Source organism: Candidatus Omnitrophota bacterium, assembly GCA_021735655.1.
Taxonomy (GTDB): domain Bacteria; phylum Omnitrophota; class Gorgyraeia; order Duberdicusellales; family 4484-171; genus JAHKAJ01.
The window spans coordinates 95,990-111,345 of sequence record JAIPGM010000003.1 but is presented as its reverse complement, the minus strand read 5'-3'; the positions used below and the strand labels follow the sequence as shown (position 1 = coordinate 111,345).

Annotated in this window: 17 protein-coding genes; 6 read left to right on the top strand and 11 right to left on the bottom strand. The window is 36.8% G+C overall.

Annotated elements, in window-relative coordinates; genetic code table 11:
* Nucleotides 1–33: 33 nt before the first annotated feature.
* The 3 genes from K9L86_03215 (at nt 34) to K9L86_03205 (ending at nt 2,437) form a co-directional block, all read left to right on the top strand.
* Nucleotides 34–795, top strand: a complete 762-nt coding sequence (locus tag K9L86_03215) for a tRNA (adenine-N1)-methyltransferase (GenBank protein MCF7907872.1) — start codon at nt 34–36, stop codon at nt 793–795.
* A 57-nt stretch (nt 796–852) separates the two neighbouring features.
* Nucleotides 853–1,458, top strand: coding sequence for a prepilin-type N-terminal cleavage/methylation domain-containing protein (locus K9L86_03210; GenBank protein ID MCF7907871.1), 606 nt, complete (start codon nt 853–855; stop codon nt 1,456–1,458).
* A 373-nt stretch (nt 1,459–1,831) separates the two neighbouring features.
* The gene (locus K9L86_03205; protein ID MCF7907870.1) at nt 1,832–2,437 is read left to right on the top strand and encodes a type II secretion system protein GspG; all 606 of its coding nucleotides are present in this window, start codon (nt 1,832–1,834) and stop codon (nt 2,435–2,437) included.
* Here K9L86_03205 and K9L86_03200 read toward each other — a convergent pair.
* From K9L86_03200 to K9L86_03185, 4 genes are read right to left on the bottom strand one after another with little or no spacing between them, the layout of a single operon-like run.
* The gene (locus tag K9L86_03200) at nt 2,434–3,141 is read right to left on the bottom strand and encodes a DUF3108 domain-containing protein (GenBank protein ID MCF7907869.1); all 708 of its coding nucleotides are present in this window, start codon (nt 3,139–3,141) and stop codon (nt 2,434–2,436) included. The two genes, K9L86_03205 and K9L86_03200, sit on opposite strands and share 4 nt — an antisense overlap.
* The gene (locus K9L86_03195; protein MCF7907868.1) at nt 3,138–4,985 is read right to left on the bottom strand and encodes a patatin-like phospholipase family protein; all 1,848 of its coding nucleotides are present in this window, start codon (nt 4,983–4,985) and stop codon (nt 3,138–3,140) included. Before K9L86_03195 ends, K9L86_03200 begins: the two co-directional genes overlap by 4 nt.
* A gap of 3 nt (nt 4,986–4,988) precedes the next feature.
* Nucleotides 4,989–6,194 carry a family 1 glycosylhydrolase gene (locus tag K9L86_03190; GenBank protein MCF7907867.1) on the bottom strand — a complete coding sequence of 402 codons (1,206 nt, stop codon included), beginning with the start codon at nt 6,192–6,194 and terminating at the stop codon, nt 4,989–4,991.
* Nucleotides 6,195–6,590 carry a hypothetical protein gene (locus K9L86_03185; protein MCF7907866.1) on the bottom strand — a complete coding sequence of 132 codons (396 nt, stop codon included), beginning with the start codon at nt 6,588–6,590 and terminating at the stop codon, nt 6,195–6,197.
* Nucleotides 6,591–6,801: 211 nt separating this feature from the next.
* On the opposite strand from K9L86_03185, the gene K9L86_03180 reads away from it, so the two are divergent.
* Nucleotides 6,802–8,754 carry an ATP-dependent helicase gene (locus K9L86_03180; GenBank protein MCF7907865.1) on the top strand — a complete coding sequence of 651 codons (1,953 nt, stop codon included), beginning with the start codon at nt 6,802–6,804 and terminating at the stop codon, nt 8,752–8,754.
* On the opposite strand, the gene K9L86_03175 is transcribed toward K9L86_03180, so the two are convergent.
* The 3 genes from K9L86_03175 to K9L86_03165 all read right to left on the bottom strand — a co-directional run bounded on the left by K9L86_03175 (nt 8,721) and on the right by K9L86_03165 (nt 10,695).
* The gene (locus K9L86_03175) at nt 8,721–9,224 is read right to left on the bottom strand and encodes a hypothetical protein (GenBank protein MCF7907864.1); all 504 of its coding nucleotides are present in this window, start codon (nt 9,222–9,224) and stop codon (nt 8,721–8,723) included. The genes K9L86_03180 and K9L86_03175 overlap by 34 nt on opposite strands.
* Nucleotides 9,221–9,772 carry an RNA polymerase sigma factor gene (locus K9L86_03170; protein MCF7907863.1) on the bottom strand — a complete coding sequence of 184 codons (552 nt, stop codon included), beginning with the start codon at nt 9,770–9,772 and terminating at the stop codon, nt 9,221–9,223. The genes K9L86_03175 and K9L86_03170 overlap by 4 nt, the downstream gene beginning before the upstream one ends.
* Before the next feature lie 80 nt (nt 9,773–9,852).
* Nucleotides 9,853–10,695 carry a hypothetical protein gene (locus K9L86_03165; protein MCF7907862.1) on the bottom strand — a complete coding sequence of 281 codons (843 nt, stop codon included), beginning with the start codon at nt 10,693–10,695 and terminating at the stop codon, nt 9,853–9,855.
* 104 nt (nt 10,696–10,799) lie between these two features.
* Here K9L86_03165 and K9L86_03160 point away from each other — a divergent pair, with 104 nt between their 5' ends.
* Together K9L86_03160 and thpR are read left to right on the top strand one after the other, a co-directional pair.
* On the top strand, nt 10,800–11,270 hold the full coding sequence (locus K9L86_03160; GenBank protein MCF7907861.1) for a CinA family protein: 471 nt from the start codon (nt 10,800–10,802) through the stop codon (nt 11,268–11,270).
* Entirely contained in the window at nt 11,267–11,815 is a 549-nt protein-coding gene (thpR, locus tag K9L86_03155) for an RNA 2',3'-cyclic phosphodiesterase (GenBank protein MCF7907860.1), read from the top strand. Before K9L86_03160 ends, thpR begins: the two co-directional genes overlap by 4 nt.
* Here thpR and K9L86_03150 read toward each other — a convergent pair.
* The 4 genes from K9L86_03150 to K9L86_03135 form a co-directional block, all read right to left on the bottom strand.
* Complete coding sequence (locus K9L86_03150) at nt 11,779–12,261, bottom strand: phosphatidylglycerophosphatase A (GenBank protein ID MCF7907859.1); 483 nt, start codon at nt 12,259–12,261, stop codon at nt 11,779–11,781. The two genes, thpR and K9L86_03150, sit on opposite strands and share 37 nt — an antisense overlap.
* Nucleotides 12,251–13,327 carry an NAD-dependent epimerase/dehydratase family protein gene (locus tag K9L86_03145; protein MCF7907858.1) on the bottom strand — a complete coding sequence of 359 codons (1,077 nt, stop codon included), beginning with the start codon at nt 13,325–13,327 and terminating at the stop codon, nt 12,251–12,253. The genes K9L86_03150 and K9L86_03145 overlap by 11 nt, the downstream gene beginning before the upstream one ends.
* Before the next feature lie 202 nt (nt 13,328–13,529).
* Nucleotides 13,530–14,096, bottom strand: a complete 567-nt coding sequence (gene pgsA, locus K9L86_03140; GenBank protein ID MCF7907857.1) for a CDP-diacylglycerol--glycerol-3-phosphate 3-phosphatidyltransferase — start codon at nt 14,094–14,096, stop codon at nt 13,530–13,532.
* A gap of 14 nt (nt 14,097–14,110) precedes the next feature.
* Entirely contained in the window at nt 14,111–15,355 is a 1,245-nt protein-coding gene (locus K9L86_03135; protein MCF7907856.1) for a MiaB/RimO family radical SAM methylthiotransferase, read from the bottom strand.
* Nucleotide 15,356: the final 1 nt, after the last annotated feature.

The window sequence follows — 15,356 nt, the reverse complement described above, 5'->3', positions numbered from 1 at the left end:
TGCAAGATATTTCTAAAATGGTATAGTTTTACTATGATTAAGGAAAATGAACTGATATTTCTCTACCACGATGAAAAAAGAAACTTTTTGACTCGAATTGACAAAAAAACACTTCATACCGATAAGGGTTTTCTTAAACTATCTGACTTAATCGGCAAGCAATTCGGTGAAAAAGTGGAAACCAATCTTAACCATTCCTTCTATATCCTCCGTCCTTATATGTATGAAATGATTATGAAAGTCCGTCGACAAACTCAAATCCTCTATCCTAAAGACATTGGAATGATTCTAATGCGTAGTTGTATCTTTCCCGGAGCAACGGTAATTGAATGCGGAATTGGTAGCGGAGCCTTAACTACCGCCTTAGCTAATTTCGTTAGGCCAAACGGGAAAGTTCACAGTTATGAACGAAGTGAAGAATTTTTAAAAAATGCTAAAAAAAACTTAGAAAAAAATGGACTCGCTGAATGGGTTGAATTTAATCATGCTGAGATCAGTGATGAGTTCCCACAAAAAGAAGCTGATTTTATAATGATCGACATTGGAAGCCAGTGGGATTTAATCGATGCAGCTTATAAATCTTTAAAAGGCGGAGCGCGCCTAGCAACAATTTGCCCAACTTTTGAGCAGCTAACTAAAACCGTGTTTACTTTGGAAGAAAAAGGATTTATCAACATCGAATCAATGGAGATTTTCTTAAGAAGAATTCTGGTTCGACGCGGAAAAACTCGCCCCGAACAACGCATGCCTTCACACACCGGATACATTGTCTTTGCCACAAAGATAATTCTTTGAACTTCGATTTGAAATTACCCCCAATTAATGATATACTTTTTTACAGGAGGTATTTTGATGAAAAAGTCATTTACGCTTATTGAACTAATCGTAGTTATCGCGATCATTGCCATTCTAGCTGCAATAATCGCACCCAATGCTTTTAAAGCAATTGAGAAGGCCAAAATCTCTGCTGACATAGCTGAGGCAAAGAGTCTTAAAACAGCAATAATGTCTTTATATGCAGATACCGGTCATTTTCCGGGATGGCGAGCCACTATGCCAGCCACTGGATACAATTACGCAAGGCTCGACGACACTCAATATACTGGCTGGGATCCCAGCAATTTAATGACTAATGCTTCTGGGTGGTTCGGCTGGGAAGGCCCTTACATGGAAAAAATGTCAGCTCTAAATCGTTGGGGTGGAACTAATTATCTACTCTATGACGCCAGAACTACACTCTCTTGGGCTAGAGGTGTGCGTTATACTCGTTACTTTCGTTGTTATTCTCCGGTTTCGCCAGCGACTAATACTTGTGGAATGCCTCAAAAAATTCTAGATAAAATAGATGAAATAACCGATGACGGCGTATATAACAGCGGTCGCCATAGAAGGTATTATGCTGCTGCTCAGAAGCAATATTATTCTTACGACATGTTCATTCAGACTTATCCCGATTAGGTTTTTAATTAGTTAAGTTAAAAACGAAAAAATTGATCGGATTTTTATTTAAAATTAACCAGGAGTATTGTTAAGATGAAAATATTTTTATTATTAGCTATAGTTATGACAATGGCCTGTTCTTCGCAAAAAACTACGCCCTCAGCAAACCAAGTGGAATCAGAATATTATGATCCTATAGCTGAAATAGGGGATGTTGAATAATATAAACTAACCTCCTGGATACAGCATCACTGGCAGACTTTCAATCTTTTCCTCTAGAATGTCAAAACTATCCTCATTTCCTATAATCCTAAATAACAAATTATAACCAATCAATCTAATTTAAAATTTTTTCAATCAATGATACAATGCTTTAAAAGGAGGTATTTTGATGAAAAAGTCATTTACGCTTATTGAACTAATCGTAGTTATCGCGATCATTGCCATTCTAGCTGCAATAATCGCACCCAATGCTTTTAAAGCAATTGAGAAAGCCCGGGCAGCTAAGACAACTGCTGATTTAAAATCAATAAAAACTGGAACTACTGCCCTTTATGCTGACACTGGAAAGGTTATTAGAGGCTGTTTAGCTTTTACTCAAACAGATCCTGAAACTTATATCAATGCCTCAAATGCCGGTCTTATTACAAAACCAGACTTCGAGGCAGCTCCTGTTGGCGGCTGCCAATGGACCCAAGGTGCAGTTAATGCCTGGGATGGCCCATATATTGAAAGTAATGGCCTTGACTTCTGGAAAAATGCCTATTTATATGACCCTGATTACGCTTTTTGTGCTCCACCGGGCTGCGGTGGAGTTAGCCCATGTGAAAATGTTTACAGCGATTCAGCCTGCGATAATTCCTCAGCCAGAGAAGTTTGTGTGGCTAACGGCGGCAGCACAGCTACACCCATTGCTCCTCCGGTTTTACTTTCATTTGGCCCAGATGGACACGAATACAGCTGTGACGACATTGTAACAACGATGACTCTTAATTAAGGCTGGTTTTCTTCGGCTCTCACAATGCTAACCTTTCCTAGAAGAGAAACAAACTCAAGACGCAGAGGCATGCGGGTAACTTTATCCATCCAGAGACTAAAGCGCTTGGCCCCCCTACCAATTAAAAAATAAGTATCAACTTCTCCAGTATCTGTTTTTAGAGGTCGCTCTTTGATAAATTTTATCTTTATCTTTTGGGTAGGAAGATTGAAGTTCATCCATCGATCTTTTTCTAACTTAACATTTTGCGGGAAAAAATAAAGCAAGGCCAAAATATTATGAATTGGCTTATCCTGAGAAATAATTTCCTCTCTGGCTTCATCGCCTCTTATAATTAACCGCACAAAACCTTTTCCCTGATCGTAAATCTCATCAATCAGCTCTTTCTTGCCAAACATAACTATATTTCGCTTTACTTTAAGCGGAAGGTGATTTTCCGAATCAAGGAAAACATCTTCATCGCTGGTTAAATCCAGTAAGCCTAAAATCTTAGTATCAGAACTTACGTGGATCACATCAGCCAGCCCGCCTTCAACCTTTTCAGTCCCTTTATAGCTCCAATAGATATGACCGGAAAACATCCCATTGTAGTAAACCTCATAAATTAGCTTATCCTGCCCCTTAAAGCGTTCCTTAATACTTTGACCATAGCTTAAAAACTGAAAACTCACCACTAATAATAAAAATATTACCAATTTCCTCATAAACTAGTTAATTTTTTAATTTCCGTTAACTTATCTTGAGCTGCTGCCTGCCCCCGGGCGATAAACTCATCTATTTTGTTAAACTCAGTCCAACCCAACCCCTCTAGATTGCTATGGATAGTTACATCAGCTAACTCTATAGCTTGCCTAACAAAGTGTTGTTGCATAGTTTCAATACTACCAAAAATAAAATCAAAAATATGGAATTTATCTCGCTTGGCATATTCGGAAAGGGCTTGTTCCTGAGAAAGAGTAATATTGGAAGCAATGATCTTATGAGCACCGTATTGAAGTAATATTTTTGTCGGAAGAGGATTTAAAATACCTCCGTCTAAAAAAATATCTTTTTTGAGACATACTGGTTCGAATATTCCCGGAAAAGCACAACTTGCGGCTAAAGCTTCATAAATTAAACCTTCTTCTAAAACTACTGTTTCTCGTCTTTTAAAGTCAAAAGTAACCACTTTAATGCTTTGCTTTAAATCATAAAATGTCAAATTACCAAATATCTTCTTAAAGATACTTTCTAGGCGCTTAGCCTTCATAATCCCTTGGAAGGGAATTGAAAGACCGAACAAAGAAAAAGAACCAATCCCCTTGCCAACTTCAGTAGAATAATTTTCGATATCAGAAATAGAAAACCCGGTAGCCCAAAGAGCAGCGATTACCGCCCCCATACTTGAGCCACAAATGATATCAATTGGAATCTTAGCCTCAGCTAAAGTCTTTAAAACTCCGATATGTGCATAGCCGTAAGCGGCTCCGCTACCTAAGGCTACACCAATTGTAACTTCGCCGATTTGACGAGCTAACCTACGCAAGGTTGCCTGATAACTTAAAGAATCCTGACTAGAAAGAACTGCTTCAATCGGATGCTCTAATAAACTATTTTTTTGAACAAAAGATAGTTGATCGTCTACCGGAAATTCGGCTAAAATTACTTTGATTTTCTCTCGGTTGACTGGATTTTGTTTAATTAAATTTTTGATGGCATTGGAACTTTCCTTCAAAGCACCTTTTTTGGGAAAAATTAGATAATGTAAATTTTGAGCCGGCTCAATAAGGCTCTCTCTGTCTAGTTCTGAAAAACTATAAGGAATTTCATACAAAATAAAATGATAGCTCTCAGAAAGGAAATTTATAATCGAAGCAAAATCTCTACTGCTATCGGCAATTACACAAAGGCTGTCAATCGAGCCTTTCTTAATATAATCATAAAGAGTAGTTTCTGAAAAATTATTTAGTAATAATCCTCTCTTTTTATCACTGAAGCTGGCCTGAGCACTAGGGATAATTTGAATGCAAACAATCTCTTTTTTGGTTTGGTTTTTTATCTCTTTTGCGAGATTAAACATAAAGGTCGTCTTGCCGGATGCCGAAACACCGATTATTCCTATCTTCTTTGACTGAAATATTCTCTTTGGCTTAAAACGGCCCTTCACCCGCTGAGAAAGTGTCCGTGAAAAATCTAAAGCTAAGTAAGGATTATTATCTAGGAATTTTTTGAAATCTTCATTTGTTATCTGGATAATAAATGAAGTTTCGATTGATTTGGTGGTTACCGAATGAGGCTCATCGGTAAGTAAAGAAATTATTCCAAAACAGGTACCGCGTTTAATAATCTCAATCTCTGAGTCCTTGTTTTCAGCTAGAACCGAAACCATAACCCGGCCTTTAAGCAGCAAATATAAAAAATCCGGCTGATCGCCCTGATTGTATATTATTTCTCCATTTTTATACTCTTTAATTTCAGATATCTCAACAAGCTTATTGATCTCGTCTTCAGCCAGCTTGTTAAACGGCGGGTTATTACTGATGATAAGTTTTGTTTCTTCTTTTTGCATAAGTTAAATTTCTATCTTATTCTCAGAAACTATTTTAGCATAAACACTGGAAACATCTCGAGGAATTCGCTCTAGACTCTTGTAGTCAACTTCAAATAAACCAAAGCGCGGGCCAAAACCTTTATCCCACTCAAAATTATCTAACAGTGACCACCAAAAGTAACCCTCTATCTTAACTCCCTTAGTTATAGCTTTCGCTACCATCTCAAGGTGTTGGACTAAATACAATTGATAAAATTCATCCCGGCTTTCAGCAGTCCCGTTTTCAGTAATAACTATTGGCAAATCTAGCTTCTTAAGGCTAAGCAAAATTTTATATAAACCTTCTGGCCAAATATACCAACCAAGATAGTTTCTTCTTTCCGAATGATGAGTGTGCTTGCACTCATCACCAAAAACTCCTTTAACCTTAGCATAATCCTTACAATAGTAATTAAGACCAATAAAGTCTAATTTTTTCCGCTTAGCTAAATAATTAAGAACTTGCCAATTAAAATGCCTGTCTCTTAAAAAAACTGTGAACTTACTTAACAATGGCAAGCTATCAGGGCAACTAGAAAAAGCCCGCATACTTTTGGCTAAAGATACTGAAACCGGATCTTTATCGTATATTCGTTTTATCTCTTCGTAACCAGTACAATAAGCCTCTAAAATATTGGCTAAAACTTTTTTTGCATCTTTATAGGAACGCCTCCCCGGAGGCCAACAGCCAGTTATAAATCCTTGATAGATATAGACTAGAGGTTCATTAAAAATAAGCCAAGTATCTACCTTATCCTTATTGACCTCTACTATTTTTCTCAAAAACTTAAGAAAGTAATCGATATTGGAACTTTTTAACCACCCGCCGCGATCAGCAAACCAAGCCGGATTAGTAAAATGATGCAAAGTCACTACTGGTTTTAATTGATATTTAAGAAGTGAATCGAACACGCTAGAATAATGTTCGATTTCTTTTTGAGAAAACACCTCTTCATAGGGACATACTCTAGCCCACTCTATTGAAAATCTTAAAGAGTTAAGGTTTAGCTGGCTGGCTAATTGAAAATCTTTATCGAAAAGATGATAGTGGTCACAAGTAAGCTGACAACCCTCAAGGCCTCGCTCTTTTTCCCAAAGATACCAATCGGTGTTAAGGTTTCCACCTTCAGATTGATAGCTGGAGAGCGAAGCCCCCCACAAAAAGTTAGAAGGAAATTTAACCTGCATCTAGGCAGAAATAATTTCTAAAGCCTTTTCGTTAGAGTCTGAAGAAAGAACAACAATTGCTGAGCTTCCTGGCTGAGAAGCAGTTCCGTAAATGTAACGAATATCAATATTGCTATCTTTCAACTTAGAAGTAAGTAGAAATAGTTGACCAACTTCATCAGGCATATCAACGATTAAAACTTCCCTCTCCTCCAGTTTACCCAAACCTTGTAAAGTTTCTCTGGCCTTGGAGCTATCAGAAGCAACTAATCTAAAATAAGCCTTATCATCAAAAGCCCAGGCTGATATTGCCTGAATATTCAATCCGTTCTCTTTTACTTGTTGAGAAATCTCAGCAAGTTTTCCAACCTTATTGTCGGCGATAAGCAGTAATTCGGTAGCTTTTTTAGCTTTCATAATAACCTCCTTAATGAGACTTGCATTTTTGCCTAGATAAGGCGTGCAAAAATGCCTAGTCGAATTAAATCCCGCCGAGTGCAGGTAAATTCTCCCCGAGAATTTACCTGCTATATAGTGAGGCGGGATAATAAATATCATTATAACACAGCCACTATCCTTACTCAACAAAATATATACAAACCCAAACTTTATGATAAGATAAAAAACTATGAAAAAGTATAAGTTAGAGCCTTTTTCCTCACAAACTCAAATTGACTATCCCGATAACCTCAATCCCCAACAATTAAAAGTAGTTTCTGAAGCTGAGGGGCCATCCTTAGTTTTAGCCGGCGCCGGCAGCGGCAAAACCAGAGTTCTGATTTATCGTTTAGCCTATCTGTTAGAAAAAGGAATCCCGACCCGGAATATTCTCCTAGCTACCTTTACTAACCGGGCAGCTAATGAAATGATTAACCGAGCCGAAGTTCTGCTCAAATCAAGCCTGTCTGATCTTTGGGCCGGAACCTTCCACCATATCGGTAATATAACTTTAAGAAAAGAAGCCGAATCACTAGGTTACTCGCCCAATTTTACTATTGTTGACCGAGAAGATGCCCAAGATTTAATTGATGATTGCGTTGAAGATTTAGGTCTCTACAAGAAAGAAAAAATGTTTCCCAAAAAAAGAGTCATCTATAATATCTACAGTCTCGCTTCCAGTTCACTTAAAGGAGTTGATGAAATTATCGAAGAATTTCATCCGCACCTAGAAGAATACATTCCAATCGTAAAAAAAATAGTTGCCAGTTACAGAAAGAAAAAGAAAAACGCTAATGCTATGGACTTCAGCGATCTTTTAACCAGATGGTTGGAAGTTTTAACTAACCCTAACATCTGTGAAAAGTATTCTAGAATCTTTCGCTATATCCTGGTTGACGAATACCAAGATACTAATAAATTACAGTTTGAGATACTCAAAAAACTAAGCTCCCATCATAATAATATCTTAGCGGTCGGAGATGATGCTCAATCAATATACTCATTTCGCGCCGCCGATATAAATAATATTCTTGAATTTCCAAACACCTTTAAAGAAACAAAAATTTTCAAGCTTCAGATAAACTACCGCTCGCAACCACCGATATTAAACTTAGCTAACGAAATCATAAAACACAATATCGATCAATTTCCAAAAGATTTAGAAGCAATAAAAACCGGTGGTGATCTGCCCTGTGTAGTTGAAACAAAAGATGTTTACCAGCAAGCTAAATTCATCGGCCAAAGGATACTTGAACTAAACCGCGAAGGTATTCAGCTAGGTGAGATAGCCGTGCTGTTTCGGTCTCGCTTTCAAGCCCTAGAACTTGAAATGGAACTGATTAAAAGAAACATCCCTTACCTTATCCGAGGCGGGATGCGTTTTTTTGAGCAAGCTCACATAAAAGATACCCTCTCTTATCTTAAAATAATTCTCAACCCTCAGGACGAACTATCTTTTAAACGTGCTGTCTGTCTCCATAAAGGAATTGGTCGAAGCTACGCCTATAAAATATGGGATAAGTTTACCGATAGAAAAACCAGCCTTTCAGAAATAAAAAAAAGCCTTCCTAAACGCCAAGCCGAAGGTTTTAACAATTTCGCCCTGGTCTTTGAGGCTCTGAAAAAAATAAAAAAGCCTAATGAAGCCTTAGAAGAAATTCTTAAATACTATAAGGACTACTGCTATCTTTCCTTTGACAATCCTGATGAACGGATAATGGACTTAGAAGAGTTAACCAAAATGTCCCAACAATATCAATCAATCAAAAGCTTCCTTCTTGATCTAAGCTCATTCGATAATTTTAAAGGTGAAACCCGTACCAATAACTACGAAAAACAGGAAACTCTGGTTCTCTCAACAATCCATCAAGCCAAAGGCCTTGAATGGGAAGCGGTATTTATTATTGGTTTCTGCGAATATGAGTTTCCTCACCCTAAAGCTATTGAAAGCAATAAATCTCTCGAGGAAGAAAGAAGACTATTTTATGTAGCCACAACCCGAACAAAATCACTGCTTCACATAACCTACCCTCAAATAAAATATACCTTCAAAAATGGAGCGATTATCACTCAGCCTTCAATGTTTCTAGAGGAACTACCTAAAAACACTTATGAAACAATTATAGTCGAAGAAGGATTTTGAGATTGCTCCTCTAGGCTATAGAGGTCGAGAAAAGTTTCGAAATCATCTTCGCCGGAAACTAAATCCATCTGCAGATCAAATAGCTGTTCTTGGAAAATAGCCTGTTTCCTCTGTAGCGGCACAAACAAAGTTATCAACAAAACCGCAACCATCACCCAGGCAAACTGCGGCTGATAAAATATCCCCCAGTGTAGTTTTTCAACAAATTCACTGCTTTTAACCTTAAGCTGTTCAAAAATACCAAAAGAACTGTTCGGCTCACCGCTTATCGACTGAATCATTTTTGAAAGCTCTGGCTCTGATAAATCAACCTGAGTTTTAGAGATACCTGAAAGGGTATCACTTAAAGCTTCATAGTGAGTCCGACACTTAGGGCAAACTTTAAGATGCTGGCTTAAATTTATTAAATTTTCTGATTTTAAATCTTTATAGTAAAACAAAGGCCAGATTTTATTTAACGGACATTTCATGATAAGCCTCCTAGATTATTCTTTAAATTATTGATCGCTCTGGTTAAATGCGTTTTTACTGCGCTTTCTGAACAGCTTAAAACTTCACTAATTTCAGCAATAGTTAAAGTTTCATAGTGTTTCAAAATAAAAACATTCTTTTGACGCAAGGGTAAGGCGGCTAAAGCTAACTTTACCTTCCGCTCTTTATCACGTAAATCTATATCGTCCCTTAAGGATCTGACCTGATTTTTATTCTCTTTATAGCGATTGCCAAGGTTAAAGCCCCTCTTTCTTCTACGAATAGCGTCAATAGCCGTATTAACCACTATCCGGTAAATCCAGGTAGACAGTTTTGAATCTCTTTTAAAGAATTTAACTTTATGATAAATCTTCATAAGCACTTCCTGTAAAACATCTTTAGCGTCCTCAAGATTACTAAGATAACGATAAGCAATATTTAAAATATCCTGATAAATAAGCGGTACCATTTCCTCGAAAGCTCTCATCTCGCCTTTTAAAAAAGCCTCGACTAAAATCTTTAACTCTTCTTCTTTAGCTCTAAGCATCGGTTTATTTTACATTATCGCCAAGAAATCTGCAACGCAAACCTAAGCTTAGATTCACGCTGCAGACTATTAGTTTATAGTTATCTAGGTTCTTTCTGCTCAGTGCTACCTCTTTTTATCAAATATTGATAAAGTTCCGGATCTTCGCTTTTTAACCAATCTAATTTTTCCTTTAAATATTCGGGTTTCATCTTCTCAAAACGCTTAAAAGCCTCAGGCCTCTGGCGCCGACCCTTAGCCATTCTTTCTTTAGCCCCTTCGATTGCTTGACTGATAATCTTTTTAAACTCCTCGGGATTTTCCTTTTTCAATAGCTCAAGTTCTTGGGTTCTTTCTTCCAAAGCTGTATCCAAAGTTTGACGATACTTTTCTCTCAAGGCTACTATTTTTTTCTTCTGTTTGTCAGGTAAGGTCTCAAGAACAATATGTTTACCTAATTCCTGCTTACCTTTCACTCGGCCAGCAGCTTTCTTAAAGCGAGTTGCCACCTCAATATCCTCTTTAATTTGTTTGGCATAGCCCTTTACCTCTTCGACTGCTGCCTGCTTCATGAGCTCAAACTCTTGAGGATCGGCTTGTTTAATCTCATAAAGTTCTCTTGCCCGATCTCTAATTTTTATTCCTATAACTTTATTAAATTCCTCTTTATCCTCCTGACGTAACTTAAGAAGCGCTGCACGCTCCTCAGGATCAAGAGTTGCAAACACAACCAAAGATTCAATCCTCTGCTTATGTTTACCTTCAAAACCTCCCCGATCCCTAGACTGCCGGCCCCATTCTCGCTCAGAGCCTTGAGCAAATCCGGAAACAGCTGATAAACAAAAAATCCCAACCAAGATAACTACTGCTAGTTTTTTCACTGTAAACACCCCCTTAATTTTCTGACCATTACCCTGAATACCGATTAATTCTCTCTGCCTCATCCTGATTACCTCCTCCATACAATTAGACGTTCAAATTGGCCGAAAAGTCTACATTAATATAATATATACTAGTAAATACAGGCTTTTTTGATAAAATAGACTTAATGGATCAGCTAAAAAAACTCACCACTAGTCTTGCCAAAAACAAGCTAACTTTAGCCTTAGCCGAATCAGCCAGTGGCGGATATGCCTCTTACCTTTTGACTAAAACCCCCGGGGCCTCAAAAGTCTTTAAAGGCAGCCTAGTTGTCTATTCGCTAGATACAAAAAATAAATTGTTTAAAATACCTAAAAGTACCTTAAAAAAGACTCAAGGAGTATCAAACAATATTGCTGTTAAACTAGCTAAAGGAGTAAGAAAAAAACTAGAATCTGATATCGGCGCCTCCTTAGTTGGCTTTGCCGGGCCAAAGAGCAAAAAAGACACAAAAACCGGAACAATTTTTATCGCCATAAGCTATAAAAATACTCTCCTATCTAGAAAGTTAATCTTAAAAGGAAGCAGAGACCAAATAAGAAAAAAAGCCGCCAATATTCTTATTGCTGAACTGGCCAAAATATTTCTTAAGAAATGAGAACTTTCATCGCCATTGATCTGCCGGAAAATTTAAAAACCAAACTTAGCCAAATTCAGAAAGATTTAGAAACCGACAATCTAAAATTTAAATGGGTTGAACCTGATAACATCCACCTAACCTTAAAATTCTTAGGTGAGATCGACGAAGATCAACTGCTAGAAATTAAAAAAGTTGTTGCTCAAACAACTGATCAAATAAAAACCTTTGAGCTGACTGCTGAGGGACTCGGTTTTTTTCCTAATCAAAAAAACCCACGAATATTCTTAACCAACCTAAAAAATTCAGAACCACTGCGACTTTTAGTTACTAAATTAGAAAATAATCTTACTCAGCTTGGATTTCCAATTGAAAATAAATTTAAGGCTCATCTAACCTTAGCCCGAATAAAAAGTCAGGAAAATATTGACCTTTTAATTGAAAAAACAAAAGCTATACGGCTGAAAGAAAGATTCTCGGTAGGAAAAATAACTATCTATAAAAGCAACCTTACCGCTAGCGGCCCAATCTATACGATAATTGCCAGCAGTCCTCTTACTGACTGAAGAATAAGATTAGAATATATTCCGGCTATCAGATCATCACCAACAACCCCTCTTGATCCAGGATAACGTTCGATAATGTTTGCCGGAGGAATCTTAAGCATATCCAACATTCGAAAAAGGAAAAATCCACAAATGATATAGCGAATTTCTTGAGGCAGGAATAAAAAAGTAATTAGCATTCCTGAAAAATCATCAATAACTATTAATTTGCAATCTTTCTTGGCGTAAATCTTTTCAGCCCTTGATGAAACTAAAAAAGCTACAGTTACTGAAATTACGGTAAAAATAAAAAAATGGACCGGATTTCTAATCAAAATAAAAACTAAAACTGCTGGAAGACAGCCGGCGGTTCCCGGAGCCAAGGGAACGTGGCCAACACCAAAAAGGGTAGCTAGAATTAGATAAACTTTATCGAATCGAGAGGTTTTTTTGTTTTTAGGTTCCATAAGTATATTGAATTTTTTGCTGTTGAGTAAATATCTCTTCAATTATCTTTTCAATATTATAGGTTATCTCCCATTCGGGATAATGACTTTTAAATTTTGAAACATCACTTATCCACCAAATATGGTCTCCTTTTCTGCTTTTATCTGTATATTCATAAATTAATTTTTTGCCAGATACTTTTTCACACAACTCAATAGCTTCCAATACCGAAATATTAGACAACCGACTTCCTCCAATATTATAAACCTCTCCGTAATTAGGCTTTAAATAAAAATTATAAAGCGCATTCACCAAATCATAAGAATGTATATTATCCCTGACCTGCTTACCTTTATAGCCATAGATAGTGTATTTCTTCTCAGTTATACAGCATCTCACTAGATATGACAAAAATCCATGAAGTTCAGCCCCAGAATGAGCCGGACCAGTTAAACACCCACCCCTGAATACAGCGGTTTTTAAGTCAAAGTATTTTCCATATTCCTGAACAAGAATATCTGCGGCTACTTTCGAAGCACCAAACAAACTATGAAGACAATTATCTATGCTCAAAGCTTCGTCTATGCCTGAGTAATATTGATGATCAAAAGGTAATTCATACCTCATCGGAAGCTCTATGAAAGGTAATTTATTAGGCCTGTCCCCATAAACCTTATTAGTAGATATAAATATAAAAACCGCCTCCGGAGCATACTTCCTAAAATTCTCAAGCAAAATTAAGGTGCCGTTAGCATTGATCGTAAAATCAAGATTAGGGTCTTTCACTGCCCAATCATGAGAAGGTTGAGCGGCAGCGTGAATAATTAAATCAAACTTATATTGATTAAATAATTCTTGTATCTTTTTTTGGTCCCTAATATCAATATCATAATGAACATACTCAGGAACCTTCTCCAACAAGAAATTCTTATTCCATTGGATTGAAGCTTCGTCGCCAAAGAGCTTTTTTCTCATGTTATTGTCTACACCAATAACCTTAAACCCTTTTGCTGCAAAAAAAAGAACGCACTCTGAACCAATTAAACCGGCAGAACCGGTAACTAAAACTGTTTTTTTACTGCTCATATAACTTCAATAATAAACCCTGCCTATACTCAGGAATTATCCTTCGTCGCTTCGCTCCTCAGGACTAATTCAACTAGAGATTTTTCGAAGAAAAATCTAAGTTTCAGTGAAGCTCCTCGGTCTAAAGACCGAGGCTTCCTCCCGAGCAGAAAACAATGTACATTCATCCCTCGGGCTAAAGCCCGGGGATTTCTGCGAGGGATTAAAAGGTTCTTATTGTCCGACGGTTTACCCAAAAATAATAAACTCCCGAAAGCAAAGTAATACCTACGATATACCACATTAAAACCGGTATGAACAAGTGATAAAGAAGAATTACCATTTTGCTCTCAGGTAGAACCTTAAACAAAATAAGAGTAAGAAGGATGACTCCCAGCCCGATCACTTGAGATAAGGTTTTATGTTTGCCTAGGCGCCTTGCCTCCAAAACAACCCCCTTGCTCAAACCGTAAAAACGCAAACCAGTAATAATAAACTCACGAAGCATAATTGAGCTTACCATCCAGGCATTAACAACTCCTAACTCTAAAAAAGCACAAAATACACCAATAATTAATATCTTATCCGCTATCGGATCAAGAAGTTTTCCTAGATCGGAAATTAAATTGTACTTACGAGCTAAGTAGCCGTCTAAAAAATCAGTTACTGAAGCAATGATAAAAATAATAAGAGCAATCACTAACGATGAAAAACTGTTAACTAAAATAAAGCCAATACAGACAAAAGCCAATAATATTCTCAAGATTGTAAGCTTATTAGCAATATTCATTTTTTATCAATTGATTAAATTGCGACTAAATCATAGTCATAAGCATCGACTATTTTCGCCCTGTAAAAATCGCCTATTTTTAGATTATTTTTCTTTATAAAAACAACTCCATCGACCTCCGGCGCATCAAACTGGGTCCGGCCTAAGAAAAATCCAGTTCTTTTTTCTTCAACCAAAACATCTAATTCCTGACCGATAAACTTTTGATTCAATTTGGCGCTGATTTGTTTTTGTAAATTCATAACTATTGACTTACGTTTTAGTTTAGTTCTCTGATTCACCTGGGGTTTAAAATTATAAGCCGGGGTTCCTTCTTCTTGAGAATAAGTAAAAGCTCCCAAGCGCTCAAACTGGATATCTTTTAGAAACTGAAGCAGCTCCTTAAATTCTTTCTCCCCTTCACCAGGGAAACCAACAATCACCGATGTCCGAATCGCACAGTTAGGAATTTTCTTTCTAATTTTAGAGAGCAAGTTGACGATGTCTTTCTTGGTTGTCTTTCGACCCATACTTCTTAAAATTTTATCATTTATATGTTGAATAGGCAAATCAATATATTTACAAATACGCGGACTCTTAGCAATAAGCTCAATTAATGAATCAGTTAAATGGCGCGGATGGGTATAGATTAATCTTATCCACCCTATATGCTTGGAAGTTCTTAGAATCTTCTTTAGCAGCAAGACCAGATCCTTTTTCGGCTTTAAATCTTTGCCCCAACTGGTAATGTCTTGACCGATTAAATTAAGCTCTTTTAGCTTATGTTTATCCAGGTAGCGAACTTCTTTTAAAATATCTGAAATAACCCGGCTCTTAAGCGGTCCTTTTATATCAGGAATCGTACAAAAGCTGCATCGATTCAGGCAACCTTCACAGATTTTTAAAAAATCACTATAAGCATTTTCGGTTTCTTTAAGTTTAGCCGAAAAACTTTTTAATTCAAAAACACCTTGCCACTCATCAACCTCTTTAAAAGATGACTCTAATTCTTTTCGATATCGCTCAACTAAACAACCAACAACTACTATTTTTTTTACCTTTTTTTTCCGCTTTAAATCTAAGGCTTCATTAATTACCGCTAAAGACTCTTCCTTTGCTGAATCAATAAATCCGCAAGTGTTGATAACTATCGTATCAGTTTTTTCGCTGCTTTCTTTAAAGTTAAAGCCCTTTTCAAGAAGTTGTTTTTTTAACCTTAACGAATCATAATTATTGCGAAAACAACCTAACGATACTATCGAAAAACTTTTTTTAGACATT